Consider the following 24,932-nt stretch of genomic DNA (forward strand, 5'->3'; position numbering starts at 1 on the left):
CTTCTCCCTGTTATGTGCCGACGATCAGCCGGCTGCCGCGAATCTCGCGAATCCTGAATACGCCCGGTGCCGCTGCTTCGCCCGGCGCCAGCTCCACATCCCACATGGCGCCGCGATACATCACGCGTGCAGCGCCGTCCTGCCAGGCGGCCACGCTCACGGTCTGGCCGATGTCCAGGTTGACGTCCGGGTTGGACGCCGCCGGCGGCTGCGTGGTCTTGCCAAAGCGGCTGCGGCGCAGCAGCAGCGTGGCGATGGCGGCGACGATGGCGGCCACCAGCATCTGGCCCGGCATGTCGATGCGCGCCAGCGAAGCAAGCGCGCCCGCCCCCATGCCGATGGCAATCATCAGCAGGTAGAACGTGCCGCTAAACAGTTCGAGGGTGACCAGCACGCCCGCGCCAATCGCCCACAACATCCAGTCAGCCATCACAACCTCCAAAAGTAAAAAACCCCCGCTGCCGACAAGGCCACGGGGGTTCAAGCCGCTTATCGGCGGTTTATTGTTGCATTTCTGCCAGCTTCTGCCAAGTGTCGATGACCGAGTCCGGGTTCAGCGACATGGTCTCGATACCCTGCTGCATCAGCCACACGGCCAGTTCCGGATGGTCGGAAGGACCCTGCCCGCAAATGCCGATGTACTTGTTCAGCTTGATGCACGCCGAAATGGCCATGCCCAGCAGCGCACGCACTGCAGGATCGCGCTCGTCGAAGTCGGCTGCCAGCAGTTCCATGCCGGAGTCGCGGTCCAGGCCCAGGGTCAGCTGGGTCAGGTCGTTGGAGCCGATCGAGAAGCCGTCGAAGTGCTGCAGGAATTGCTCCGCCAGCACGGCGTTGGATGGCACCTCGCACATCATGATGACGCGCAGGCCATTTTCGCCGCGTTTCAGGCCGTTCTTGGCCAGCAGGTTGACCACTTTTTCCGCCTGGCCCAGGGTGCGCACGAACGGCACCATGATTTCGACGTTAGTCAGGCCCATTTCTTCGCGCACGCGTTTCATCGCGACGCATTCCATTTCGAATGCGGCGGCGAAGTCTTCGGACAGGTAGCGCGCGGCGCCGCGGAAGCCCAGCATCGGGTTTTCCTCATCCGGCTCGTAGCGCGAACCGCCGATCAGCTTCTTGTACTCGTTGGACTTGAAGTCGGACAGGCGCACGATCACTTTCTTCGGCCAGAAGGCTGCGGCGATGGTGGCGATGCCTTCGGCCAGCTTGTCGATGTAGAACTGTTTCGGCGAAGCGTGGCCGCGGGCGACCGATTCCACCGCCTTCTTCAGGTCAGCATCGATGTTCGGGTATTCCAGGATCGCTTTCGGGTGCACGCCAATATTGTTATTGATGATGAACTCGAGGCGGGCCAGGCCCACGCCGTTGTTCGGCACGGACTGGAAGTCGAAGGCCAGCTGCGGGTTGCCCACGTTCAGCATGATCTTGGTCTTGATCGGAGGCAGTTCGCCACGCGACACTTCGGAGATCTCGGTTTCCAGCAGGCCGTCGTAGATCTTGCCCTCGTCGCCTTCGGCGCAGGACACGGTCACGAAGTTGCCGTCTTTCAGGACGTCGGTTGCGTCGCCGCAGCCTACCACTGCCGGCACGCCCAGTTCACGCGCGATGATCGCCGCGTGGCAGGTACGGCCGCCGCGGTTGGTGACGATTGCCGAGGCGCGCTTCATTACCGGTTCCCAGTTAGGGTCGGTCATGTCGGCTACCAGCACGTCGCCCGGCTGCACGCGTTCCATTTCACTGGGATCGCTGATCACGCGCACAGGGCCGGCGCCGATCTTCTGGCCGATCGCACGGCCGGAGGTCAGCACGGTGCCGCTCGACTTGAGCTTGAAGCGCTGCTGCGAGTCGGTGGCTTTCTGCTGCGATTTCACGGTTTCAGGACGGGCCTGCAGGATGTACAGCTTGCCGTCGCGGCCATCCTTGCCCCACTCGATGTCCATCGGGCGGCCATAGTGCTTCTCGATGATCATGGCGTACTTGGCCAGTTCGACGATTTCCGCGTCGACCAGCGAGTAGCGGTTGCGCATCTCGATCGGCACATCGACGGTCTTCACGGAACGGCCGGCCTTGGCTTCGTTGGTGAATTCCATCTTGATCAGCTTGGAGCCGATATTGCGACGGATCACGGCCGACTTGCCCTGTTCCAGCATCGGCTTGTGGACGTAGAATTCGTCCGGGTTCACGGCGCCCTGCACCACGGTTTCGCCCAGGCCGTAGGAGGAAGTGATGAAGACCACGTCCTTGAAGCCCGATTCGGTATCGATGGTGAACATCACGCCCGAAGCGCCCAGGTCGGAACGCACCATGCGCTGCACGCCGGCCGACAGCGCCACTTCAGCGTGGGTGAAGCCCTTGTGTACGCGATAGGAGATCGCGCGGTCGTTGTACAGCGATGCAAACACGTGCTTCATCGCTTCCAGCACGTTGTCGATGCCGACCACGTTCAGGAAGGATTCCTGCTGGCCTGCGAACGATGCGTCAGGCAGGTCTTCCGCGGTGGCCGAGGAGCGCACGGCGAACGACACTTCGGTGGTGGAGTCTGCGACCAGTTTGTCGTAGAAAGCGCGGATATCGGCTTCCAGGCGTGGCTGGAAAGGGGTGTCGATGATCCATTGGCGGATTTCTGCGCCCGATGCTGCCAGGGCGCGGACGTCGTCGACGTCCAGGTGTTCAAGGCGGTCAGCGATGCGCTTGGCCAGCGATGGGCCACCGTCAACGCTGTGCGACAGGAAGTCGCGGAAGGCCTGGGCGGTGGTTGCGAAGCCGCCTGGCACCCGCACACCTGCACCGGCCAGCTGGGAGATCATCTCGCCCAGCGACGCGTTCTTGCCGCCGACGGATTCGACATCCGTCATGCGCAAATTCTCGAACGAGGCAACGTACACCCCGTCGGATTGCTCCTTCAATGCTGCGTTAGTCATAAAGACACCTTTTTGATGATAAAAATCTTTACGCAGGCATGCTTGGCTTCGTTCTTGTCATTCTTGGCGCCGTGCAGCACAATCTTACCGTTGGCAAGCATTTTACAGCCTGCGCCGCAAATTGACGATTCATCCATTGGAAAAGCTCTTTTGATGCCACTAGATCAACGATTATTGCCGGCCTCGAGCCGCACCGTCTTTTTTGTCTCTGACGGAACGGGCATCACCGCCGAAACTTTCGGCCATTCGGTGCTGACGCAGTTCGACCTGCGCTTCCGCCAGATCCGCCTGCCCTTCATCGATACCTGCGACAAGGCTTATGATGCAGTGCGCAAAATTAACGAGATCGGGGCCGAGGATGGCGCCAAGCCGATCGTCTTTTCGACCCTGGTGAAAGCGGAGCTGTCGGACGTGATCCAGCGCGCCAACGCCATGCATATGGACCTGATCCAGACCTTCGTGGCGCCGCTCGAGCAGGAATTGGGCGTCAAGTCGACTCATACCATCGGCCGCTCCCACAATGTGGTGGACAGCGAGGAATACAAGAACCGTATCGAGGCAATCAACTTCTCGCTGGCGCACGACGATGGTCAATCGAACAAGAACCTGTCCTCGGCGGACGTGATCCTGGTCGGCGTATCGCGCTCGGGCAAAACCCCTACTTCGCTGTACCTGGCCATGCAATATGGCGTGAAAGCGGCCAATTACCCGCTGATTCCGGACGATTTCGAGCGCGGCAAGCTGCCTTCGGCGCTGTATGCGTACAAATCGAAGATTTTTGGCCTGAGCATCGAGCCGCAGCGCCTGTCGGAGATCCGTAACGAGCGCCGCGCCGGCTCCAAGTACGCTTCGCTGGAAAACTGCCGCTATGAGGTGAACGAGGCGGAAGCCATGATGCGGCGCGAAGGCATCCGCTGGCTCTCGTCCACCACCAAGTCGATCGAAGAGATTTCCACCACCATCCTGCAGGAAATCAAGCCGAGCCGCTCGGTTTATTGAGGATTTCCGCCCGCATCGCCTGCTGGAACTCGGCCCACAAGGCCTCCAGCGGGCGGCCATAGGCGCCGCTCACCGCGCCGGCAAACGCTTCGCCGCGGCCGACCGCCGCCAACAGGCGCTTGAACGCAGCCGGGTCTTTTTCGTCCATCCACCCTACCAGCACCGACGCTTGGCGGTAATACATGGCATGCGCCAGCCCGTAGCTGGGCGCCTGCTTGGGCGCGAACAGGGAGCCCTCATCCTCCGGGATCATGTGCCGGCCGTGCACGAAGGCCTGCACTGCCTCCTCACGCGTCACATTGCCAGCGCCGCCACCGCCCGACAGATAGGTCGGCAAGCCTTCCCAGAACCAGTTGGGCAATTTGCCGATGCCGGACGTGCCGATCCGCTGCACCAGGTGCAGGTGCGCCAGTTCGTGCGTCACGACGGCCGCCGTGCGTTCGGTTGCCCAGGCCTGCATTTTCGGCGCAAGGTGCACATCGCCCAGCACCACCACTCCGGCTGCGCGCGGGGCAACAGCGCCGTAACGCGAGAAACTCTCGTCACTGGCGTACACATTGACGCGAACCGGAGCCACGTACGCCATGCCGAAGGCCTGTTCATCATGGCCGATGGCTGCCGGCAGCAGCGGTGCGACGGATGCGCCGAAGGCCTCGGCGCCGGGCTCGCACCAAATGCGGGGATCGGGCGTGCACTGCGTGAAGTGGTCCTTGCTGGACAACCAGGCGCGCGCGCCGTAAAAGGCCATCTGGCCAACGGGCGTAAAGGCAGCGCCGACCGGCAGGCTGACCGCGATGAGCAGCCCTGCAATCCATCGTTTTTTCATTAGAAGAAGTCTTTCCAGTCATCCAGCCAGCCCGGGATGTCGTCCACCGGCATCGGGTTGGCAATATAAAAACCCTGGGCATAGGTGCAGCCCAGTCCTTGCAGGAAGTCCCAGTCATCCCTGCTTTCCACTCCCACTGCGCAGCCATGGCGCGACAGGCTGCGCGCCAGCCCAAGGCAGGTTTTGAGGACGGTGCCGATGGGGCGCTTGCGCGCGGCGCCATCGACGAAGCCGGGATCGATCTTCAGCTCGGAGAACGGAATGGCGGCCAACAGTTGCAGGTTGGAGCGCCCAGTGCCGTAGTCGTCGATCGCCAGCCCGAATCCCATCATGCGCAGGCGCAAAAGCCGTTCGATGAAATGCGGATTGGTGGTCAGTACTGAAGCTTCCGTGATCTCGAACGTGACATAGTCGGAGCGGATGCGGTGGCGCTCCAGGCAGGCCGTCATCTGGGCGATGAACTGCGGGTGCGCCAGGGTGCCAGGGTCCACGTTGACCGAGATCGAAATCGGAATCCCCTTGTCATGCAGGCCGCGACAGGCTGCGACCGACTTCTCGATCATGCACCAGTCGAGGAAATCAATGCGGCGCACGCTTTCGAGCACCGGCATGAATGCCGAAGGCCCAAGCACCCCATGCTCGGGATGGCGCCAGCGGGCGAACACTTCCAGCCCTTTGACAGCGCAGGTCTCCAGTTCGATCTTGGGCTGAAAATAGGGATCGAATTCTCGCCCCTGCAGCCCGCGCCCGACTTCGGCGAAGCTGAACTCGGGATGCTGCGCTCCCGCTTCCGGCTCGGCGGAAGGCTGCCGGTAGTTGGCAAGCAGTTCCTGTAGCCTGTCCGAGGTGATTGGCTTGGCCGAACTGCCCAGCACATCGAGTCCATAGGCTTCGGCCATGGTCTCGACGGAAAACAGCACGTCGGCGCTTTGCGAAGCGAAGATGATGATGCCAGCCCGGCAGTCGATTTCGGCCAGGCGCCGTAGCACTTCCAGCCCGTCCATGCCGGGCAGCGTCAGGTCCATCAGGGCGATGTTGGCGGGCGGATTGAGGCCGATTTCAAGCAGGCGCAATGCACTCAGCCCATCTGATGCCTGGGTCACGTGCCGGGCGCCCAGGTGGCGCAGCATGCCGGCCAATAGCTCGCGCTGGACGGGTTCGCCCTCGGCGACCAGGAAGTGCAAGCTTGCAATTTCCATAACGCCCATTCCAGCATGGTTAGTTTTATTAAGCCAGATTTTGCCTTACTTGCTCGAAAAAGCATACTGCCGCGCATGCGGCAACATTCAGCGATTCGACCTTGCCCAGGTGGGGCACGATGACGCGGTGGGTGGCCGTGCTTAACAGCGTGTCCGAGATACCCTGCCCTTCATGCCCGAAGATCCATGCCACGGGGCGTTTCAGGTCGAGCCAGTACAACTGTTCGGCGGCGTAGCCGCTGGTGGCCAGGGTGGCGATTTGCGCGCCCTGCACCAATTGCGGCAGGTCGACGTTTTCGTAGATATCCAGCACAAAGTGGGCGCCCATGGCGGCGCGCAGCACTTTCGGCGACCAGCAGAAGGCGGTGCCGGGGGCGCAATATACCTCCTTCACGCCTGCGGCGGCCGCGCTGCGCAGGATGGAGCCGACGTTTCCCGGGTCCTGTACATTATCCAGCAGGACGGCGTTGACGCTCAGCGCTCGAGGCACCTCTTTCTGCGGCGTGGCGATCAGGAACATCAGGCCGACGCCGTGTTCGACCTGGCTGACGGCATGGTAAAGCTGGTCGCTCAGGCACAGGATATGGGCGTGCTCTGCCTCCAGTCGGGCGATGATGGCGGCCACCTCCGGGTTGTGCAGCGCGCCTTCGGCCACGATGGCTTGTTCGGGATGGCCGCGCAAGGCAAGCCAGGTCTCGCACAGATGCACGCCATCCAGCAGGCTGCGGCCAGCCTTGCGGCGCGCCTGCGAGTTGGTGGCGAGCTTGGCCAGTTCCTTGTATTGCGCGTTGTCGCGCGAAGTGATGTTCTTCACAGGTCACGCTCCAGGACTTCACGCACCGGCGCAAAGCTGCGGCGGTGCACCGGCGAGGCGCCGTGCTCGCGCAGGCGCTCCAGGTGCAGCGCCGTGCCATAGCCTTTGTGCTGGTCGAAGCCGTATTGCGGGTATTTCTTGTGCAGCTTGATCAGCGCGGCGTCGCGCGCGGTCTTGGCCAGGATGGAGGCGGCTGAAATGGATTCGATCTTGTCGTCCCCTTCCACGATGGCGATGCTCTGGATGCGCATGACCGGGCACTTGTTGCCGTCGATCAGCGCGAGGGTCGGCACGGTTTGCAGCGCATACACCGCACGCTTCATGGCCAGCAAGCTGGCCTGCAGGATGTTCAGGCGGTCGATTTCCTCTTCCGAAGCCTTGGCCACGGCCCAAGCGATCGCGTGCTCGCGGATCAGGGGCGCCAGCTCGTCGCGCTTTGCCTCGTTGAGCTTCTTGGAATCGCGCAGACCCTGAATCGGGCGGTTGCGATCGAGGATCACGGCAGCGGCAAACACCGGCCCAGCCAGGGGGCCGCGCCCCGCCTCATCGACGCCGCAAATGATCTCCTCGAGGGAATATGGAAGGTCGTCAAACAGACCGGATTGTTGGGACATCACTCAATTCTTTCTACTGTCCAGTTCGTGTCCCACCTTGGGGTCACACCCGAATCGGGACACGGGCTGATCCGCGATACGGCTGGGATCGTGTCCCATTTCGGGTGTGACCCCATGGTGGGACACGGGCTTATCTGTTGATGACCTTCAGCACCGCTGCGGCGCCTTCCTGGGCGCTGTTACGCAGCAGGCTGTAATGCATGTCGGTGAAGCGCTGCACCAGCTGCAGGCGGTGCGGCACGTCGCTCAGTTGTTTCCACATGGCGTCGGCCAGCGTCTCGGCTGTTGCGGCGTTCTGCAGCATTTCCGGCACCAGGAATTCACGCGCCAGGATGTTCGGCAGGCCGATCCACGGCTGGTAGCCCATATGCCTCATGATATGCCAGGATGCGGCCATCATCTTGTAGGCAATTACCATCGGCTTCTTGAACAAGGCCACTTCCAGGGAGGCGGTGCCGGAAGCCACCAGCACGGCATCGGCGGCGCAGATGGCGGTGTGCGACTGGCCATCCAGCAGCATCAGCTCGACGTCCTGCAGGCCGGCTTCGGCCACCAGCTCCAGGAAATACCTGCGCTGCTTTTCGCCGGCCATCGGCACCACGAATTTCAACTTGCGCTCGCGCTGCAGCAGCAGCTTGCAGGCGCCAACGAAGGCGGCCGTGTTGTACTTCAGTTCAGCCATGCGGCTGCCTGGCATGACGCATACCACGGTGGCGTCCTCGGCAATGCCCAGTTGGCGGCGCGCGGCCGCTTCGTCAGGCTGCAACGGGATCACTTCGGCTAGCGGGTGGCCGACGTAAGTCACGGGCACGCCAGCCTTCTTGTAGATCTCTTCCTCGAACGGGAAGATCACCAGCATGTGCGAGACAGATTTGACGATCTTCTTGATGCGGCCGCCGCGCCAGGCCCAGATCTGCGGGCCGATGTAGTGCACGGTCGGGATGCCGGCGTCGCGCAACTGCGCTTCCAGTCCCAGGTTGAAGCCCGGATAGTCGGCGCCGATGAAACAGGCAGGCCGCTCGGCCAGCAACTGGTCGCGCAGCGTGTTCTGGATGCCTTTCAGCTCGCGGTAGCGGGGAATGATCTCGAACAGCCCGCGCACGGTCATCTTCTCGATCGGCCACTGCGATTCGAAGCCATGTTCCATCATGGCCGGGCCGCCGATGCCGTGGAAGCGCGCTTCGGGCAGGTGCGGGCGCAGGCCGCCTAGCAGGCGGCCCGCCAGCAGGTCGCCGGAAGGTTCGCCGGCAACGACTGCAATCGATACGTCAGCGGACGATGCCACGGGTAGTCGTATCGAGGAATTCGCGCATCGAGCGCGCGGCGGCTGCGCAATCTTCCGGCAGCCCGGCTTCGGCTTCCAGCATGGCTGCCCTGGCTTCGTCCAGCGTCAGGCCGGAACGGTACAGGATCTTGTAGGCGTTGCGGATGGCGTTGATCTGCTCGCGGCTGAAGCCGCGGCGTTTCAGCCCTTCGATGTTGACGCCATGCGCTGCAGCTGGATTGCCGTTCAGCAGCACGTAGGGCGGCACGTCCTGGGTCAGGCTGGTGCTCATGCCGACGAAAGCGTGGGCGCCGATCTTGCAGAACTGGTGCACGTTGGCGAAGCCGGACATGATCACCCAGTCGCCGATCTCGACGTGGCCCGCCATCTGCGCGTTATTCGAGAAGATCGTGTTGTTGCCGACTACGCAGTCATGCGCCAGGTGGACGTAGGCCGAAATCCAGTTGTTGTTACCCAGCTTGGTCACGCCCTTGTCCTGCACCGTGCCAAGGTTGAAAGTGCAGAATTCGCGGATGGTGTTGTCGTCGCCGATTTCCAGGCGGGTCGGCTCGCCGTTCCATTTCTTGTCCTGCGGCGCGGCGCCGATGGAGGAGAACTGGAAGAACTTGTTGTTCTTGCCGATCGTGGTATGGCCCTCGATCACGACGTGCGGGCCCACCACGGTGTTCTCGCCAATTACCACGTTCGGGCCAATGATCGTGTAGGGGCCGATCTCGACGCCGGCAGCCAGTTCGGCTTTCGGGTCGACAATCGCGCTTGAGTGGATGCTCGCCATGCTCTTACTCCACGGAGCGGATGGTGCACATCAGCTCAGCTTCCAGCGCTACCTGGCCGTCGACCGAGCCGACCGCCTTGTATTTCCAGATGCCGCGCGCATTGCGCAGGATTTCCACGTCCATCTTCAGCTGGTCGCCGGGACCGACCGGGCGCTTGAAGCGCGCATTGTCGATGCCGACGAAGTACACCACCGAATTCTCGTCCGGCTTGATGCCCATGGACTTGAACGACAGCAGGGCTGCGGTCTGCGCCATCGCTTCGATCATCAGCACGCCCGGCATGACCGGCTTGTGCGGGAAGTGGCCGTTGAAGAACTCTTCGTTCACGGTCACGTTCTTGATGGCGGTGATGGACTTGTTCTCTTCATAAGAGATGACGCGATCAACCAGCAGCAGCGGGTAGCGGTGCGGCAGGTAAGCCTTGATCTCGCAGATGTCCATCGTCTTGTTTTCGGTAGTCGTCATGATTCTTCGTCTTCGGTTTTAGTTTTAATGGTTTTTTCCAGCGCGCGCATTTTATCGCGCATCGTCGGCAAGTTCCGGACAATCGCAGCCGACTTCTCCCAGTCGCTGTTCTTGGCCAAGGGGTAGAAACCCGTGTATTGCCCTGGTTCGGTGATCGAGCGCGATACCAGGCTGCCCGACGAAATATGGACATGGTCCGCAATCGTCAGATGGCCCAGGATCATCGCCGCGCCGCCGAAAGTGCAGTACTTGCCGATTTTTGCGCTGCCTGCCACGCCGACGCAGCCGGCCATGGCCGTGTGCGCGCCGATATGGCAGTTGTGGCCGATCTGGATCTGGTTGTCCAGTTTCACGCCGTCTTCAATAATGGTGTCCGCCAGTGCGCCACGGTCAACGGTGGTATTGGCGCCGATATCGACATCGTCGCCGATCACTACGCGGCCCACCTGCGGAATGCGCACATAGACCCCGCCGTCATTGGCAAAGCCGAAGCCGTCGGTGCCGACCACGGCGCCCGAGTGGATGATGCCGCGCTTGCCGATCACGCACTTCGAATGGAAAGTCACGTTGGCAAAGAAATGCGTCGCCTCGCCTACCTGCGCATCGCGGCCGATGTAGCAGCCGGCATCGAGCACGACGCCGGCGCCGATCACGGCGCCGGCTTCGACCACCACTTTGGGGCCGATATGGGCAGTGGCGTCCACGCTCGCAGCCGGGTCGACGTAGGCCGTCGGGTGCACGCCGGCCGGGCGCACGTAGGCCGTCTGCGCTTCGAAGATCTGCGCGGCACGGGCAAAGTACACGTAGGGATTCTTGACGACGATGCGGGCACCCTTGAAGGTTTCTGCCACGGTGGCATCGTCATTGGCGCTGACAATCAGGGCTGCCGCCTGGCTTTGCCCTGCTTGTGAACGGAATTTGCTGTTACTGAGGAAGCTGATATGCGAAGCGCCTGCATCGGTCAACGGCGCGATCCCGGCAACGTAAAGTTCCGGGTCCCCCACCAGTTGGCCGCCCAGGCGCTCGACCAGTTCTCCTAGCCGAAGGCCCATCTGTAATCCAATCTATCTGTTATTTGTCCAACGCTTCCAGCACCTTGTTGGTGATGTCGATGCGCGGGCTGGCCCACACGGCGTCCTGCAGGACGATGTCGTAGCCTTCGGTATTTGCAAGCTGCTTGATGATCTTCGTCGCCTTTTCGGCAATCGCAGCACGCTCCTCGTTGGTACGCTGGTTCAGGTCTTCGCGGAACTCGCGCTGGCGGCGCTGGAAGTTCAGGTCCGCCTCGTAGGCTTCGCGCTGCAGCTTGCTGCGCTCAGGCTCGGGCTTGCTGGCGCCTTCCTTTTCCCATTTCTCGGCCGCTGCCTTGGAGCGCATGGCCAGTTCCTGCAGCGCTTTTTCGCGGCTGGAGAATTCCTCGCGCAGCTTGTTGTCGGCCGACTTGGCCAGCTTCGATTCGTTGTAGATGCGCTCGGCGCTCAGCCAGGCAATCCGGGAGGACTGCGCCAGCGCCGGTGCCGCGGCCATCATGCCAAGCGCCAGTACGGCAGCGATTTTGCCCAGGGTAGCGGTTGCAGTCTTCAACTCGATTCTCCGTCCAAATAAGTTGCTTTGGTGCACTAAATGCATCAGAAACCAGTGCCCATCTGGAACTGGAAGCGTTCCAGGCGGTCGCCCAGTTTGTCGTTCAGAGGCAAAGCATAACTCAACTTCAGCGGGCCTACCGGGGAAATCCAGCTCAAGCCCAGGCCGGCCGAGAAGCGCAGCTCGGACAGGCGCATCTTCTGGCGTTCCGCGTAGACCTGGCCGCCATCGAGGAAGCCAAACCAGCGCAGCGAGCGGTCCTGGCCCTGGCCCGGGAATGGCATCTGCAGTTCGGCGTTGCCGATCAGGCGCGAAGCACCGCCCAGCGAGTCGCCGTAGCGCGGGTCGACCGCGCCCAGCGAGGAGCTCTGGTAGCCGCGCACCGAGCCGATGCCGCCGGCGTAGAAGTTCTTGAAGACCGGGTAGTTCTTGCCGCCGAAGCCGCGGCCGTAGTCAACCTCGCCCTTCAGCGCCAGGGTGATCTTGTTGGTCAGCGGCCTGTACCACTGGGTTTCGTACACCGCGCGCCAGTATTTCGATTCGCCGATCGCATCCAGTTCCAGGTTGATGCGCTGCATGTAACCGAGGGTCGGGGTCATGGCGGAGTCGCGGCTGTCGCGCGCCCACGCCGCGGTCAGCGGCACCGAGTAGGCGTTGACCGAGCCGACGCCGCTGGCCGGGCCGCCCAGGTCGCGCACATACTGCTTGAAGTAGGTCGGCGACGATTCGTCGGTTTCCACGTTCGACTTTTCCAGGCCGATACCGAAGAAGATGGTGTCCTGCTCGGAGAACGGCACGCCGAAGCTCACGCGGCCGCCGGTCTGCTTGATGGTGTACAAACCGGTGTTGACTGCAGGCGGGCGGAAGGTGCGCAGGTAGAGCTCATAGCTGCGCGAGATGCCGTCCGGCGTGAAGTACGGATTGGTGTGCGAGAACGCGATGGTGCGGCTGTACTTCGAGGTATTCAGTTCCAGGCCCACGGTGTTGCCAGAGCCGGCAAAGTTGGCCTGCTGGATCGCCGCGTTGAAGGTGAATTTTTCAGCCTGCGAGAAAGCGCCGCCGATCTGGAAATTGCCGGTCGGGCGTTCGACCACGGACAGGTTGATGTCCACCTGGTCGGAGGTGCCCTGCGCTTCCGGCGTGTCGACAGTCACGTCCTTGAAATAGCCGGTGCGGTCGACGCGGTCGCGCGAAGCCTTGATCTTGGAGGCGTCGTACCAGCTCGATTCGAACTGGCGGAATTCGCGGCGGATAACTTCGTCGCGGGTGGTGGTATTGCCCGAGATATTAATGTGGCGCACATAGGCGCGCTTGCCCGGGTCGATGAAGAAGGTGAACGCGACTTCGCGCTTGGCCTGGTCGATTTCCGGGTTGGCATTCACGTTGGCGAAGGCGAAACCGAAGGTGCCCAGGCGGTCGGTAATGAGCTTGTTGGTGGCGGTCAGCAGCTTGCCGGAGTACAGCTTGCCTTTTTGCAGCAGCACCAGCTGGCGCAGTTCGTCTTCGCGGCCGAACATTTCGCCTTCGAACTTGATGTCGGAGACGGTGTATTTCTCACCCTCGGTGATATTGATGGTGATGTAGATGTCCTTCTTGTCCGGCGTAATCGAGACCTGGGTGGAGTCCACGTTCATCTCGATATAGCCGTGGTCCAGGTACCAGGACTTCAGGGTCTCGATATCGCCATTCAGCTTGGTCTTGGAATACTGGTCGGACTTGGTGTACCAGCTGAACCAGCCGCCGGTATTCAGGGCAATCTGCTCTTTCAGCTCCTTGTCGCTGAATGCCTTGTTGCCGACGATATTGATCTGCTTGATGCGCGCCACGTCGCCCTCATCGACGTCGAAGTCGATGCTGACGCGGTTACGCTCCATCGGGGTCACGGTGGTGGTGATCTTCACGCCGTACAGGCCGCGCGACAGGTACTGGCGCTTCAATTCCTGTTCGGCGCGGTCCACCGATGCCTTGTCGAAGGTCTTCGCTTCGCCGACGCCAATATCCTTCAGCGCCTTGACCAGCATGTCCTTCTCGAATTCGTGGGTGCCCTTGAAGTCCACCTTGGCGATTGCCGGGCGTTCTTCCACGATCACCACCAGCACATTGCCGTCGCGCTCCAGTTTCACATCCTTGAAGATGCCGGTCGCGTACAGGGCCTTGATGGTGGCTACGGATTTGTCGTCACTGAAGGTTTCGCCCACGCGCACCGGCAGGTAGCTGAACACGGTGCCGGCTTCGGTACGCTGGATGCCTTCGACGCGGATGTCCTTGACGACGAACGACTCGGCGGCCATTGCGCTGCCGGAGCAGAAAGCCAGGACGGCTGCGCCTACCAGGGTACGGCGGAATTGGGGAGCGATACGATCAGTGTGTAATTTCATCGGCAAATCGAAAAAAATTAAAGCAGGCGGGCCAGGTCATTGAATATCGCCAGCGCCATTAAAGACACCAGCAATCCCAGTCCAATACGCTGCGCCATTTCGCCAAAGCGCTCGGAAACGGGGCGCCCTGTCAAAACTTCCAGCGAATAATACAGCAAATGCCCCCCATCCAGAACAGGAATTGGCAGCAAATTCATCAGTCCAAGGCTCACGCTGATAAAGGCGACGAAGGCAATAAAAGGCTCGGCGCCCATTTTCGCCGTTTCACCGGCATATTCGGCAATGGTCAGAGGGCCGGTAATATTCTTCAGCGAGACTTCACCTACAATCATGCGGCCCAGGATTTTAAAGGTCATCGTGCAGATTTCCTTTACCTGGCGCACGGCCTTGGCGCCTGACTCCAGCGGGCCGTAATGCACCACCATCGTATCAACAGCGCCCACCAGTTCAGCCTTGATCTTACCGACTGTTACAAGACCTTTGCTGTTTGCCTGCTTGTCTTCCACCGCATCAGGGGTCAGCTCCAGCTGTAGCGGGCGCCCCTCGCGCAGCACGGTGACCAGCAGCTTGCGGCCCGGCGAACGCAGCACTTCGGCCACGAAGCTGCGCGCATCGTCAATCGGCTGGCCGTCGACAGCCTGGATCACATCGCCCTTCAGCATGCCGGCGCGGCGGGCAGCGCCGCCCTCCTCCATGCGGCCAATGACTGGCGGCGGACGCATCAGGTCCAGGCCGATCACCGCCGGCACGTCGTCCTCGAGGCTCGCATGGCCAGCCGCTTCGGCCGGCAGCGAAGCACGAACTTCGCCGTGACCGGGGCGTTCGACCACCAGGCTCAGGGCTTCCTTGTGGATTGCAGACTGGATGATGGCCCAGCGCAGCTCGGACCAGCCCTGCACCGGATCGCCATTGACCGACTTGACCAGGTCGCCCCGGTGCAGGCCGGCGGCAGCGGCTGCCGTCGCTTGGGCCGGTTCCGCGATGCGGGCGGTCGGCTCGCGCACGCCGGACATGTACAGGCCGGCGTACAGGGCGATAGCAAGCAGGAAGTTGGCCAGCGGGCCGGCTGCCACGATGGCAATGCGTTTCCATACGCTCTGGCGGGTAAATTCACGGGCCAGGTCCTCGGCCGGCAGGCCTGATACATCACCTTCGCGGGCATCGAGCATCTTCACGTAGCCGCCCAAAGGGATGGCAGACAAGGCCCATTCGGTCTGGTCCTTGCCGAACTTGCGCATCCAGACGATGCGGCCCATGCCGACCGAGAAGCGCAGCACCTTGACACCGCACCAGCGCGCCACCAGGTAGTGCCCCAACTCGTGGATGATGATCAGGGAACCGAGACAGACAATCGTGGCGAGAATGGTGCGGAAGGTGTCCATGGCTGGCTGCTTATCCGGCGATGATCCGTTCTGCTGCGGCCCGTGCCAGCGCATCCTGCGCCATCACGGCATCAATGCTGCTGGCCGCCCCATGCGGCAATTCGTCCATCACCTGGCGAATCACACGGTCGATGCGGCGGAAGCCGATGCGCTCGTCGAGGAAGGCCTGTACTGCCACCTCGTTGGCCGCATTCAGCAAGGCTGGCGCGGTGCCGCCTGCACGCAAGGCCTCGAAGGCCAGTGCCAGGCAAGGGAAACGGTTGAAGTCCGGCTTCTCGAATTGCAGCGTGCCGACCTGGGTCAGGTCAAGCTGCGCCACGCCGGAGGCGACGCGTTCCGGGTAAGCCAGGGCATGGGCGATCGGCGTGCGCATGTCCGGGTTGCCCAGTTCCGCCAGTACGGAGCCGTCGTTGTAGGACACCATCGAGTGGATCACCGATTGCGGGTGGATCACGACCTCGATCTGTTCGGCCGGCGCGCCGAACAGCCAGTGGGCCTCGATCACTTCCAGGCCCTTGTTCATCATGGTCGCGGAATCGACCGAAATCTTGCGCCCCATGACCCATTTAGGGTGCTTGCAGGCCTCGTCCGGGGTCACGTTTTCCAGCGTGGCGACGTCGCGCTTGAGGAACGGGCCGCCGGAAGCGGTCAACAGGATCCTGGTGACGCCGAAGGCAGAAGGCACGCGGCCATAGCCCTGCGGCAGGCACTGGAAGATCGCATTGTGCTCGGAATCGATCGGCAGCAGCACGGCGCCGCTTTCGGCCACGGCATCCATGAACAACTGGCCGGACATGACCAGCGCTTCCTTGTTGGCCAGCATGACTTTCTTGCCGGCGCGGGCGGCAGCCAGGGTTGGCGCCAGGCCGGCCGCACCGACGATGGCGGCCATCACGGCATCGGTTTCGGCGGCTGCGGAAACCGCGCACAGAGCAGATTCACCCCACTCCACTTCGGTGCGGCAGCCGGCAGCGCGCAGCAAGGCGCCCAACTGGTCGGCGGCAGCGGCGCTGCCCACTACGGCGCGGGCCGGGCGGAACTGGATGCACTGCGCGGCCAGTTCTTCGACGCGGCTATGGGCGGTCAACGCATAGACGGAATAACGGTCGGGGTGGCGCGCAATGACGTCCAGCGTGGAGACGCCGATCGAGCCAGTGGCGCCGAGGATGGTAATGCGTTGCATGGAATTCCTTAGAACAGCCTTGGAGTGATCAACGCAGCGATGGGCAGCACCGGCACCAGCGCGTCGATACGGTCAAGCACGCCGCCGTGGCCAGGCAGCAGGTTGCTGCTGTCCTTCATGCCGGAGCGGCGCTTGAGCATCGATTCAAACAGGTCGCCCACAATGGAAGCGGCGACGATCAGCACCAGGACGGCCAGCATGATGCCCCAGCCCATGCGGGTCGCCAGGCGCACTGCGAAAGTGTCTTGCAGCAGGGGCACGGATGGCGCCAGCAGCACGGTAACGACCGCCAGCAGCAGCACGGCGACCAGGCCGCCTACCGCGCCCTCCCACGACTTTCCGGGAGAGATGGTCGGTGCCAGCTTATGCTTGCCGAAAGCCTTGCCCGAGAAATAGGCGAAGATGTCGGCCGCCCATACAATGGCCATGACCGACAGCAGGTAGACAGGGCCGCGTGCGAACAGCAGCAGGATGGCGACGAAGCAGGACACCAGGGTTACGGCGTACACCATGCTCAGCATGGTATTGCCCATGCCTTCGGCCGGCGGCAAGCCCAGTTTCAGCGCCGGCGCAAAGCGGATCAGCCAGATGGCCGCGCCGATGGCCAGCCAGAACCTGGCCTGCTCGAGTCCCTCATTGAAGAAGAAGGTATAGACAAACGCCGCCGCCCACGCAGCCGCCACGACGATCGCGGCGCGGTTCTTGAACAGGCGGAAGGCTTCCCACACGGCAGCGGCGAAGAACACAGCCACCACCACATTCACCGCTGGCTGGTAGCCGGAGAACAGGACTGGCAACAATACCGCCAACAGCAGCACGGCGGTAATCACGCGGGTTTTCAGCATTGTTTTAGCTCTTATTTGCTTTTCTTTGCCACCTGGTCGCCAGTGCGGCCAAAGCGGCGTTCACGGCCCTGGTAGGAGGCAATCGCCTCATCCAGGCGTTCGGCATTGAAGTCGGGCCAGTAAGTGTCGGTGAAGTGCAGTTCCGTATAGGCCAATTGCCACAGCAGGAAATTGGAAATGCGCTCTTCACCGCCGGTACGGATGAATAGGTCCGGCTCCGGGGCATATGCCATCGACAGGTAGGGTGCCAGTTGCTCTTCCGAGAAATCGGTCGTGCCTGGGTGCTCGGCCACCATCTTGCCGATCGCCTGCATGATATCCCAGCGGCCGCCATAGTTGGCGCACACGGTGACGGTCATGCGGGTGTTGTTGGCTGTCTTGCGCTCGGCATTGGCGATCATGTCCTGCAGCTTCTGGTCAAAGCGCGACAGGTCGCCCACCACCTTGAGGCGGATATTGTTCGCATGCATCTTCGACACCTCGCGCTCCAGGGCCGTCACGAAGAGCCTCATGAGCAGCGATACCTCTTCTTCCGGCCGGCGCCAGTTCTCGGAACTGAACGCAAAGACAGTCAGGTACTCGATGCCCCGCTCGGCGCAGGCCTCCACCACGGTGCGCACCGCTTCCACGCCTTTGACGTGGCCCGCCACGCGCGGCAGGAAGCGCTTGGTTGCCCAGCGCCCGTTACCGTCCATGATGATCGCCAGGTGGCGCGGCACCTTGGGCGCATCAGGCACGTCGGTTGTCGAACTAGAATATTTCATAGGTGCGTAAACTAAAAATCCGGGGAGGCAGGGGCAATACCCCTATCCTCCCCGGTTTCGGGACCTTAGACGGTCAGGACTTCTTTCTCTTTTTCGGCGACGGTCTTGTCGATGTCGGCGATGAACTTGTCTGTCAGCTTCTGCACTTCGTCAGCTGCGCGGCGCTCTTCGTCTTCCGAAATGGCCTTGTCTTTCACCAGTTTCTTCAAGCCTTCGTTGGCATCCCGGCGGATATTGCGCACGGCGACCTTGGCGTCTTCGCCTTCACCCTTGCACAGCTTGACCATTTCCTTGCGGCGCTCTTCATTCAGCGGCGGCGTCGGCACGCGGATCATGTCGCCCTGCGAGGCTGGATTCAGGCCCAGGTCGGAATCGCGAATCGCCTTCTCAATGACGGCGCCCATTTTCTTTTCGAACGGGGCGACGCCGATGGTGCGGGCGTCGACCAGGGTCAGGTTGGCGACCTGGTTCAGCGGGGTCGGGTTGCCGTAGTAGTCCACCATCACGTGGTCAAGGATACCTACGTGGGCTCGGCCGGTACGCACTTTGGCCAGGTCGGCCTTCAGGGTTTCCAGCGATTTGACCATGCGGTCTTGAGTATTCTTTTTAATGTCAGCGATAGACATTGCTGCTCTCCTGTTGCAATTACTTGAAATATTTTAAACGTGAACCAGTGTACCCTCTTCCTCGCCCATAATCACGTTCATCAACGCGCCCGGCTTGGTAATCGAGAATACTTTGATCGGCAGTTTCTGGTCACGGCACAGCGCGAAGGCGGTGGCGTCCATGACTTGCAGGTGCTTGGCGATCGCTTCGTCGAAGCTGATCTTGTGGTACATGGTGGCGTTCGGGTCTTTCTTCGGGTCGGCGGTGTAGATGCCATCGACCTTGGTGGCCTTCAGCACGATTTCCGCACTCACTTCCGAGCCGCGCAAAGCCGCTGCGGTGTCAGTGGTGAAGAACGGGTTGCCGGTGCCGGCAGCAAAGATGACGACCTTGCCCTCTTCCAGGTACTGCAGCGCTTTCGGGCGCACATAAGGCTCGACCACCTGCTCGATGCCGATGGCCGACATCACGCGCGCAGTCACGCCCACGTGCTTCATTGCGTCGGCCAGGGCCAGCGCGTTCATCACGGTAGCCAGCATGCCCATGTAGTCGGCGGTGGCACGGTCCATGCCCTGGGCGCCAGGCGCCACGCCACGGAAAATGTTGCCGCCACCAATGACGACCGCCAGTTCAACGCCCAGCTTTGCTACTTCGGCGACGTCCGCCACCATGCGTTCGATGGTGCCGCGGTTGATGCCGTACGGGTCATCGCCCATCAGGGCTTCGCCGGACAATTTCAGGAGGACGCGCTTGAAGGCTGGTTTTGACATGAGCTGGGGCTCCTTTTAAATGTTTTGTTCGGTGTGGCTTCGGCGGCAATGATAACGGAAATGCCATTGTCCACCGTTTAATTCACGATTGAAAGCCTTAAAAAAGGCTTAACAACCCTTTGCAGCAGGCTTAAAAAAACGGGCCTTTCGGCCCGTTTTCTTGATTATGCGCCTTTGGAGGCAGCCATCTGGGCTGCGACTTCCGCCGCGAAATCGTCAACTTTCTTCTCGATGCCTTCGCCAACCACGTACATGGTGAATGCCTTAACGGTGGTGTTAGCGGCTTTCAGCATCTGCTCAACGGACTGCTTGTCGTTCTTCACGAAAGCCTGGTTCATCAGCGACACTTCTTTCAGGTACTTGGCAACGGCGCCATCGATGCGCTTGGCAACGATGTCAGCTGGCTGGGCTGGCTTGCCAGCGGCAACAGCGGCAGCAGCGTCTTCGTCCGACTTGGCCTGGGCAACCGAGCGCTCTTTAGCGATCAGATCGGCAGGAACTTGCTCGGAGGACAGAGCCACCGGCTTCATTGCAGCGATGTGCATGGCCACGTCTTTACCAACTTGCTCGTCGGCGCCGTCGAATTCGACGATCACGCCAATCTTGGTGCCGTGCAGGTATGCAGCCAGCTTGCCGGTGGTTTCGAAACGCTGGAAGCGACGGATCGACATGTTTTCGCCGATCTTGCCCACCAGGGCAGCGCGCACTTCGTCCAGGGTCTGGCCGTTGCCAGCTGGCAGGGCCAGCAGGGCAGCAACGTCAGCCGGGTTGTTTTCAGCGGCCAGCTTGGCAGCCAGGGCAGCCAGGGCCAGGAAGTCGTCGTTCTTGGCAACGAAGTCGGTCTCGGAGTTCACTTCAACCAGGGCGCCGATGTTGCCGGCGATGTGGGAAGCAACCACGCCTTCAGCGGTGATACGTGCGGAAGCCTTGGCAGCCTTGCCGCCCAGCTTGACGCGCAGCAGCTCTTCCGCTTTGTCCATGTCGCCGCCGGCTTCGGTCAGCGCTTTTTTGCATTCCATCATCGGCGCGTCGGTTTTTGCGCGCAGTTCACCTACCATTGCTGCAGTAATTGCTGCCATGTGATTCTCCTGTATTCGGTTTGGGATTCAGTCCGGGGCGGCGCCAAAGGCAGCCTGCTCATCCGGGGGATTCTGTTTAAAAAAAAGGGGGAGCTGGTGGGCCACCCCTTTCTCAAGCTGAAGCTGCCTTGCGGCAGCCAGGCAATTAAGCCTGCTCGTTAACTTCTACGAACTCGTCGCCAGCTGCAGTCTTGATGGATTCCAGGACTTCAGTGGTAGCGTTTGCACGACCTTCCAGGATCGCATCTGCCACGCCGCGGGCGTACAGGGTGATCGCTTTGGACGAGTCGTCGTTACCAGGGATAACGTGGGTCACGCCTTCTGGGGAGTGGTTGGTATCGACCACGCCGATCACTGGGATGCCCAGCTTGGCCGCTTCGGTGATCGCGCCTTTGTGGTAGCCAACGTCAACCACGAAGATTGCGTCAGGAACACCGCCCATATCCTTGATACCGCCGATCGATTTCTGCAGCTTGTCCAGTTCGCGACGGAACAGCAGCGCTTCTTTCTTCGACAGCTTCTCGACGGAACCGTCTTCGATAGCGGCTTCCATGTCTTTCAGGCGCTTGATCGAGGTCTTGATGGTCTTGAAGTTGGTCAGCATGCCGCCCAGCCAACGCTGGTCAACAAACGGAACACCGGCGCGCTGAGCTTCAGCAGCGATGATGTCGCGAGCCTGGCGCTTGGTGCCAACCATCAGGATGGTGCCACGGGAAGCGGAGATTTGACGGATGGTTTTCATCGCGTCCTGGTACATGGCCAGGGTCTTTTCCAGGTTGATGATGTGAATCTTGTTGCGGTGGCCGAAGATGAACGGAGCCATCTTTGGGTTCCAGAAACGGGTTTGGTGACCGAAGTGGACGCCGGCTTCCAGCATTTCACGCATCGTTACAGACATTATTTACTCCAGGGTTGGGTCTGGAATCCTCCCAGTCACCCTTGCGGGCACCCTTGTTGGGGGGATTCGGGTTTAGAAAATAAGAAAATTTACTACTTTGCAAGACATTAGGTCAGGCAACCATAAATTTTAGCGTATTGCGGGGGACTCATGCAAGCGTGTTGCAGCCTCCCGCACAGTGCGCCGGGCGGCATTCTAGTGCAAACTTGATAATAAATACAAAGATTTCCGAAAATTTTTGTATTTCTTGTCGATCCGGCGTGCGCTGGCGCGTCGTGCCTGTACCAACCCACCCAAATGGAGATTACTGAAATGGCTACGAATACCATCAAACTGCACCGTGTACTGCGCGCTTCCCCTGACCGCATCTACAAGGCCTGGACCACCGCTTCGGCCTTCAACAAATGGCTGCCGCCAAACGGTTACCTGGGAGAAGTGCACGAAATGGATGCCCGCGTTGGCGGCAAGTACCGCATGTCCTTTGTTGATCTGGGCACCGGTTTTACCCACTCCTTCGGCGGCGAATACCTGGAACTGCATCCGGGCGAGAAAATCCGCTATACCGCCGTGTTCGACGATCCGAACCTGCCGGGCCAGATGCAGACCACCATCAATCTGCGCGCCGTCTCCTGCGGCACCGAAGTCGACATCGTCCAGGAAGGGGTGCCGGCGGCAATCCCGGCGGAGCAATGCTATCTCGGCTGGCAGCAGTCGCTGGCCCTGCTGGCTTTGCTGGTTGAACAGTAAGGAGGCGGCCATGGGATCACCCTCGTCCTATTTCCCTTCGATCGAGGCGAAGTACGGCAAGCCGGTCGAGCATTGGCTCCAGCTACTGAAGGGTATCAAAGACAAGAAGCACATGGATATGGTGGCGGCACTGAAGGCCGACCATGGCATGGGGCACGGCCATGCGAACGCGCTCGTCGCGCACTTCAAGGCTGAGAACGGCAAAGCTTGATCCAGATCCAAGCGGTGGGTGGGTAGCATCGCCACAATTGGGGAAAGACGTCGAGGTGCCCCATGAGCCTGGTTGACACTACCCCCCCCCCCGCTGAAGATGAAACCATGGATCCCGCCACCAAACAATATGTTGACTCCAGCCTCGCAGTCAATAAGGCACAGGCAGACACTAGGCTTGGGGAGTTCCGTGCGGCCATCGAGGCCTACACAGCCAGGGCCGACGAGCGTGAGGCCGCTGCTCGGGAGCGCGAAGACATCAGGGCAAAAGCCTTTGAGCAACGCATGGATGACTTCATGGCGTTATCCCATGAGCGACACAATGCCACATTAGCCCGGTTCGACCGACTGGAAGGCGCAATCGCCGGCATGAAGAAATTCGTTGTGGGTGCCTCGCTCAGTACGGTGCTGGGTGTTGGGGGAATTTACGCTATCCTGATTCAGAACTATCACGCGGCGTTCGATTCGGCTCGCGAACTTACGACTGCAGAGCGGGGCATTGCTGCACAGCGCCAGCGTACAGAGGCTCTGCTGAGCACCATTGAAGCCCGTCTGGCCGCCATGAAGAAGACTGGCGGCCAGACGGATTCATCACCTTAGCCGGACTACTTGGTGACTGTCAGCGTGTAGTTGCCGGAGCCGCTATACGAGTACACCGTGATACGGTAGTACGCTACGGCCGCAGCGTAGCTGATTGCCTCGGTCGACGTTGGGCTGGTCGACGATGCCACCTGCACCCACGCGCTGCCATTCCACTTCTCCAGCTTCAACTCGAAGTCGGCGTTCGACGGGCCGGACAGGTTAGCCTTGATCGTGCCGCCGTTGTAGTAGAAGTACGGCGATGGGTGGATGGCGGAGGCATTGGTGCCCGACAGATAGCCGGTATAGGTCTCGCCAGCGGCCGTACCGTCGCCCTTCACCACGTCGAAGGCGATCGTCTGCGCTGCAGCGCTGATATTGGCCAGGCCGAAGTTCGAACCGGCGCCGCTCCACCAGCGCGAGTTGGTGCCGCGGCTGGCGTAGTTGTTTGGCACGGTGTCGTAGAACGCCTTGTAGATAGCCCCGTCATAGAGGTCGGTGCCATCGCCGCGGTTCACGTTGTATTCAGGATCGCGACGGCCGTCGGCGTGCTCCATCTGCACATACGGATGCCATTCGTCCGAGTTGTTGCCTGCCGGGTCGACGTGCCACACGGCCAGGCCGGAACCCAGTTGATACAGGTGCTGGTCCGCCTTGTAGATCGCTTCCACGTAGAAGGCCTCATCGGTCTTGGCCGGATTGGTCCAACGATACAGGCTGTGCGATCCCGAAGTGTGGCTCAGGCGGCCTTTCGGCGCATTGGCGTTCAGCGCCGGATTCAGCTCGGTCACCGTATCCCAGCCCACCTGGTAGCGGAAGAAGCCATTCGGCGGCACCGGGCGGTACTGGCTTTGCGCGCCAATGCTGCCGAAGCCCATGATGCAGTAGCTGGCCGCCGAACCTTCGGAGCTGCCGTCATAGTCATACAGGTCCGGCCAGCCCATTACCAGGTGTCCGGTCTCGTGAGAAAAGGTGCCGATTGCCAGGCTGTTGCCCATATTGGTGATCTGGTAGTAGCCGGTGCAGACTCCGTCCGCGCAGAACTGCTTGCCCAGCCAGCCCATGTGCGGCCACAGGCCCTTGGACCAGGCGCTGTCCGCGCCGCCGGCGTAGAAGAAGTTCAGGCCGCGAATGCGCTTGTTGGCATCAACGCTCAGCGATGCGAAGTTGAAGCCCTGGGTGTATTCCAGCCAGTTCAGCGCTTCGGAAATCAGCTCCTGCGAACGCACGCCCGAATCGAGCGAGCTGTCGGCATAATAGGCCTTGTTCTTCTTGGCGCGGTAGTAGATCGTGGTGGTGTTGGTGTAATCCAGCTTGCCGCCCGAGACCGATTGCCAGTAGCCGCGCACCGACTGCGCGTTGCCGAAGCCGGTGTATGGCATGTCGTTCAGGAAGGAGTTGACCTGGGCCTGCGTGATCGTGCCGGGAACGTCCGGGAAGTCAATGATGACGGTCAGGCCTTTGACCTGGCCCGTTACCGGTGCGGCAAGCGCCTGCGGCGCGCTTAGCGCGGCACTTGCAGATTTACGGGCACTGTCCAGCGTGCGGCCGTTCATCTTCTCGAACTTTTCCTTGGCCTTGCGGGCGCGGGCTTCCTGGCTCAGGCCTTCCTGCTTCTTCGCGGTACCGCCCAGGCTACGCACCTTGGCGTTGGTCGCCAGCACGCCGGTCGACACCAGTTCGTCGCCAGCGGCGTTCACAGTGGCGTAGCAGAAGCCTTTCTTTGCCGCGTCGTACACGACCAGCGAGCCGTCATCGGTACGTTGTTCGGCGTAGTAATCGTTACCATCCAGGTGAACGCGCAGCTTCTCGCCGCCCGGCTGCTTGAACTCATAGACGCTGTCTTTGTAGGGAATACCAGCCTGCGCAAACAGGCTGGCCATCAACATCGCGGCTGCAGTAACTACTTTCAATCGCATTTCGGTCTCTCCGTTTCTTGTTGTAAAGAAAGGAAAGTAAATCACGCACGATTGTGCAAGTCTTGATGAATTTATAAGTGCGC

The 24,932-nt window shown here is 61.2% G+C and carries 26 protein-coding genes; 4 read left to right on the forward strand and 22 right to left on the reverse strand.

Annotation, left to right across the window (positions count from 1 at the left end; translation table 11 throughout):
• Positions 1–10 precede the first annotated feature (10 nt).
• From ACN9MZ_RS17545 to ACN9MZ_RS17555, 3 genes are all read right to left on the reverse strand, one after another.
• Positions 11–430 carry an NfeD family protein gene (locus tag ACN9MZ_RS17545; RefSeq protein ID WP_426338252.1) on the reverse strand — a complete coding sequence of 140 codons (420 nt, stop codon included), beginning with the start codon at positions 428–430 and terminating at the stop codon, positions 11–13.
• Between the two features lie 70 nt (positions 431–500).
• Positions 501–2,927 (reverse strand): phosphoenolpyruvate synthase, encoded by a 2,427-nt coding sequence (ppsA, locus tag ACN9MZ_RS17550; RefSeq protein WP_426338253.1) that lies wholly within the window; start codon positions 2,925–2,927, stop codon positions 501–503.
• Positions 2,924–3,064 (reverse strand): hypothetical protein, encoded by a 141-nt coding sequence (locus ACN9MZ_RS17555; protein ID WP_426338254.1) that lies wholly within the window; start codon positions 3,062–3,064, stop codon positions 2,924–2,926. Before ACN9MZ_RS17555 ends, ppsA begins: the two co-directional genes overlap by 4 nt.
• 16 nt (positions 3,065–3,080) lie before the next feature.
• Between ACN9MZ_RS17555 and ppsR the strand changes: the two genes are divergently transcribed.
• Positions 3,081–3,926 carry a posphoenolpyruvate synthetase regulatory kinase/phosphorylase PpsR gene (ppsR, locus tag ACN9MZ_RS17560; protein ID WP_426338255.1) on the forward strand — a complete coding sequence of 282 codons (846 nt, stop codon included), beginning with the start codon at positions 3,081–3,083 and terminating at the stop codon, positions 3,924–3,926.
• Here the strand turns inward: ppsR and ACN9MZ_RS17565 are convergent.
• The 18 genes from ACN9MZ_RS17565 to rpsB form a co-directional block, all read right to left on the reverse strand.
• Positions 3,901–4,752, reverse strand: coding sequence for a hypothetical protein (locus ACN9MZ_RS17565; protein WP_426338256.1), 852 nt, complete (start codon positions 4,750–4,752; stop codon positions 3,901–3,903). The genes ppsR and ACN9MZ_RS17565 overlap by 26 nt on opposite strands.
• Positions 4,752–5,951 carry an EAL domain-containing response regulator gene (locus tag ACN9MZ_RS17570; protein WP_426338257.1) on the reverse strand — a complete coding sequence of 400 codons (1,200 nt, stop codon included), beginning with the start codon at positions 5,949–5,951 and terminating at the stop codon, positions 4,752–4,754. The genes ACN9MZ_RS17565 and ACN9MZ_RS17570 overlap by 1 nt, the downstream gene beginning before the upstream one ends.
• Positions 5,952–5,979: 28 nt before the next feature.
• Complete coding sequence (locus ACN9MZ_RS17575) at positions 5,980–6,765, reverse strand: TrmH family RNA methyltransferase (RefSeq protein ID WP_426338258.1); 786 nt, start codon at positions 6,763–6,765, stop codon at positions 5,980–5,982.
• Positions 6,762–7,379: a ribonuclease HII gene (gene rnhB, locus ACN9MZ_RS17580; protein WP_426338259.1), complete on the reverse strand. Its 618-nt coding sequence runs from the start codon at positions 7,377–7,379 to the stop codon at positions 6,762–6,764. Before rnhB ends, ACN9MZ_RS17575 begins: the two co-directional genes overlap by 4 nt.
• 130 nt (positions 7,380–7,509) lie before the next feature.
• Positions 7,510–8,664: a lipid-A-disaccharide synthase gene (gene lpxB / locus ACN9MZ_RS17585; RefSeq protein WP_426338260.1), complete on the reverse strand. Its 1,155-nt coding sequence runs from the start codon at positions 8,662–8,664 to the stop codon at positions 7,510–7,512.
• Positions 8,648–9,439, reverse strand: a complete 792-nt coding sequence (gene lpxA / locus ACN9MZ_RS17590; protein ID WP_426338261.1) for an acyl-ACP--UDP-N-acetylglucosamine O-acyltransferase — start codon at positions 9,437–9,439, stop codon at positions 8,648–8,650. Before lpxA ends, lpxB begins: the two co-directional genes overlap by 17 nt.
• Positions 9,440–9,443: 4 nt before the next feature.
• Positions 9,444–9,905 (reverse strand): 3-hydroxyacyl-ACP dehydratase FabZ, encoded by a 462-nt coding sequence (gene fabZ, locus ACN9MZ_RS17595; RefSeq protein WP_055924214.1) that lies wholly within the window; start codon positions 9,903–9,905, stop codon positions 9,444–9,446.
• Positions 9,902–10,957 (reverse strand): UDP-3-O-(3-hydroxymyristoyl)glucosamine N-acyltransferase, encoded by a 1,056-nt coding sequence (lpxD, locus tag ACN9MZ_RS17600; RefSeq protein WP_426338262.1) that lies wholly within the window; start codon positions 10,955–10,957, stop codon positions 9,902–9,904. Before lpxD ends, fabZ begins: the two co-directional genes overlap by 4 nt.
• A 19-nt stretch (positions 10,958–10,976) precedes the next feature.
• Positions 10,977–11,489 carry an OmpH family outer membrane protein gene (locus ACN9MZ_RS17605; RefSeq protein WP_426161916.1) on the reverse strand — a complete coding sequence of 171 codons (513 nt, stop codon included), beginning with the start codon at positions 11,487–11,489 and terminating at the stop codon, positions 10,977–10,979.
• Positions 11,490–11,533: 44 nt separating this feature from the next.
• Complete coding sequence (gene bamA / locus ACN9MZ_RS17610; protein ID WP_426338263.1) at positions 11,534–13,867, reverse strand: outer membrane protein assembly factor BamA; 2,334 nt, start codon at positions 13,865–13,867, stop codon at positions 11,534–11,536.
• 17 nt (positions 13,868–13,884) lie between these two features.
• Complete coding sequence (gene rseP, locus ACN9MZ_RS17615) at positions 13,885–15,249, reverse strand: RIP metalloprotease RseP (RefSeq protein WP_426338264.1); 1,365 nt, start codon at positions 15,247–15,249, stop codon at positions 13,885–13,887.
• A gap of 10 nt (positions 15,250–15,259) precedes the next feature.
• A complete protein-coding gene (ispC, locus tag ACN9MZ_RS17620) occupies positions 15,260–16,432 on the reverse strand; it encodes a 1-deoxy-D-xylulose-5-phosphate reductoisomerase (protein ID WP_426338265.1) in 1,173 nt (390 codons plus the stop codon).
• An 8-nt stretch (positions 16,433–16,440) separates the two neighbouring features.
• Positions 16,441–17,277, reverse strand: coding sequence for a phosphatidate cytidylyltransferase (locus tag ACN9MZ_RS17625; protein ID WP_426338266.1), 837 nt, complete (start codon positions 17,275–17,277; stop codon positions 16,441–16,443).
• 11 nt (positions 17,278–17,288) lie between these two features.
• Positions 17,289–18,041 carry a polyprenyl diphosphate synthase gene (uppS, locus tag ACN9MZ_RS17630; protein ID WP_426338267.1) on the reverse strand — a complete coding sequence of 251 codons (753 nt, stop codon included), beginning with the start codon at positions 18,039–18,041 and terminating at the stop codon, positions 17,289–17,291.
• 65 nt (positions 18,042–18,106) lie between these two features.
• Positions 18,107–18,667, reverse strand: a complete 561-nt coding sequence (gene frr, locus ACN9MZ_RS17635) for a ribosome recycling factor (RefSeq protein ID WP_057262710.1) — start codon at positions 18,665–18,667, stop codon at positions 18,107–18,109.
• Between the two features lie 33 nt (positions 18,668–18,700).
• Positions 18,701–19,417: a UMP kinase gene (gene pyrH, locus ACN9MZ_RS17640; protein ID WP_130312126.1), complete on the reverse strand. Its 717-nt coding sequence runs from the start codon at positions 19,415–19,417 to the stop codon at positions 18,701–18,703.
• Positions 19,418–19,581: 164 nt separating this feature from the next.
• Positions 19,582–20,496, reverse strand: a complete 915-nt coding sequence (gene tsf, locus ACN9MZ_RS17645) for a translation elongation factor Ts (RefSeq protein ID WP_426338268.1) — start codon at positions 20,494–20,496, stop codon at positions 19,582–19,584.
• A gap of 145 nt (positions 20,497–20,641) precedes the next feature.
• Positions 20,642–21,394 carry a 30S ribosomal protein S2 gene (gene rpsB / locus ACN9MZ_RS17650; RefSeq protein WP_426338269.1) on the reverse strand — a complete coding sequence of 251 codons (753 nt, stop codon included), beginning with the start codon at positions 21,392–21,394 and terminating at the stop codon, positions 20,642–20,644.
• Positions 21,395–21,706: 312 nt separating this feature from the next.
• Between rpsB and ACN9MZ_RS17655 the strand changes: the two genes are divergently transcribed.
• The 3 genes from ACN9MZ_RS17655 (at position 21,707) to ACN9MZ_RS17665 (ending at position 22,951) form a co-directional block, all read left to right on the forward strand.
• Positions 21,707–22,141 carry an SRPBCC family protein gene (locus tag ACN9MZ_RS17655; RefSeq protein WP_426338270.1) on the forward strand — a complete coding sequence of 145 codons (435 nt, stop codon included), beginning with the start codon at positions 21,707–21,709 and terminating at the stop codon, positions 22,139–22,141.
• Between the two features lie 10 nt (positions 22,142–22,151).
• Complete coding sequence (locus tag ACN9MZ_RS17660; RefSeq protein ID WP_426338271.1) at positions 22,152–22,352, forward strand: DUF4287 domain-containing protein; 201 nt, start codon at positions 22,152–22,154, stop codon at positions 22,350–22,352.
• A 107-nt stretch (positions 22,353–22,459) separates the two neighbouring features.
• Positions 22,460–22,951 (forward strand): hypothetical protein, encoded by a 492-nt coding sequence (locus ACN9MZ_RS17665; RefSeq protein WP_426338272.1) that lies wholly within the window; start codon positions 22,460–22,462, stop codon positions 22,949–22,951.
• Positions 22,952–22,956: 5 nt separating this feature from the next.
• Here the strand turns inward: ACN9MZ_RS17665 and ACN9MZ_RS17670 are convergent, their stop codons facing one another.
• Positions 22,957–24,849 (reverse strand): M6 family metalloprotease domain-containing protein, encoded by a 1,893-nt coding sequence (locus ACN9MZ_RS17670; RefSeq protein WP_426338273.1) that lies wholly within the window; start codon positions 24,847–24,849, stop codon positions 22,957–22,959.
• Between the last annotated feature and the right edge of the window lie 83 nt (positions 24,850–24,932).

This window comes from Pseudoduganella sp. S-14, assembly GCF_049913285.1.
Lineage (GTDB): Bacteria > Pseudomonadota > Gammaproteobacteria > Burkholderiales > Burkholderiaceae_D > Rugamonas.

Coding starts and splice junctions, on each gene's coding strand:
- ACN9MZ_RS17545 (WP_426338252.1), bottom strand. CDS start 430: ATGGCTGACTGGATGTTGTGGGCGATTGGCGCGGGCGTGCTGGTCACC.
- ppsA (WP_426338253.1), bottom strand. CDS start 2,927: ATGACTAACGCAGCATTGAAGGAGCAATCCGACGGGGTGTACGTTGCC.
- ACN9MZ_RS17555 (WP_426338254.1), bottom strand. CDS start 3,064: ATGGATGAATCGTCAATTTGCGGCGCAGGCTGTAAAATGCTTGCCAAC.
- ppsR (WP_426338255.1), top strand. CDS start 3,081: ATGCCACTAGATCAACGATTATTGCCGGCCTCGAGCCGCACCGTCTTT.
- ACN9MZ_RS17565 (WP_426338256.1), bottom strand. CDS start 4,752: ATGAAAAAACGATGGATTGCAGGGCTGCTCATCGCGGTCAGCCTGCCG.
- ACN9MZ_RS17570 (WP_426338257.1), bottom strand. CDS start 5,951: ATGGAAATTGCAAGCTTGCACTTCCTGGTCGCCGAGGGCGAACCCGTC.
- rnhB (WP_426338259.1), bottom strand. CDS start 7,379: ATGTCCCAACAATCCGGTCTGTTTGACGACCTTCCATATTCCCTCGAG.
- lpxA (WP_426338261.1), bottom strand. CDS start 9,439: ATGGCGAGCATCCACTCAAGCGCGATTGTCGACCCGAAAGCCGAACTG.
- fabZ (WP_055924214.1), bottom strand. CDS start 9,905: ATGACGACTACCGAAAACAAGACGATGGACATCTGCGAGATCAAGGCT.
- lpxD (WP_426338262.1), bottom strand. CDS start 10,957: ATGGGCCTTCGGCTAGGAGAACTGGTCGAGCGCCTGGGCGGCCAACTG.
- bamA (WP_426338263.1), bottom strand. CDS start 13,867: ATGAAATTACACACTGATCGTATCGCTCCCCAATTCCGCCGTACCCTG.
- rseP (WP_426338264.1), bottom strand. CDS start 15,249: ATGGACACCTTCCGCACCATTCTCGCCACGATTGTCTGTCTCGGTTCC.
- ispC (WP_426338265.1), bottom strand. CDS start 16,432: ATGCAACGCATTACCATCCTCGGCGCCACTGGCTCGATCGGCGTCTCC.
- ACN9MZ_RS17625 (WP_426338266.1), bottom strand. CDS start 17,277: ATGCTGAAAACCCGCGTGATTACCGCCGTGCTGCTGTTGGCGGTATTG.
- uppS (WP_426338267.1), bottom strand. CDS start 18,041: ATGAAATATTCTAGTTCGACAACCGACGTGCCTGATGCGCCCAAGGTG.
- frr (WP_057262710.1), bottom strand. CDS start 18,667: ATGTCTATCGCTGACATTAAAAAGAATACTCAAGACCGCATGGTCAAA.
- pyrH (WP_130312126.1), bottom strand. CDS start 19,417: ATGTCAAAACCAGCCTTCAAGCGCGTCCTCCTGAAATTGTCCGGCGAA.
- tsf (WP_426338268.1), bottom strand. CDS start 20,496: ATGGCAGCAATTACTGCAGCAATGGTAGGTGAACTGCGCGCAAAAACC.
- rpsB (WP_426338269.1), bottom strand. CDS start 21,394: ATGTCTGTAACGATGCGTGAAATGCTGGAAGCCGGCGTCCACTTCGGT.
- ACN9MZ_RS17655 (WP_426338270.1), top strand. CDS start 21,707: ATGGCTACGAATACCATCAAACTGCACCGTGTACTGCGCGCTTCCCCT.
- ACN9MZ_RS17660 (WP_426338271.1), top strand. CDS start 22,152: ATGGGATCACCCTCGTCCTATTTCCCTTCGATCGAGGCGAAGTACGGC.
- ACN9MZ_RS17665 (WP_426338272.1), top strand. CDS start 22,460: ATGGATCCCGCCACCAAACAATATGTTGACTCCAGCCTCGCAGTCAAT.
- ACN9MZ_RS17670 (WP_426338273.1), bottom strand. CDS start 24,849: ATGCGATTGAAAGTAGTTACTGCAGCCGCGATGTTGATGGCCAGCCTG.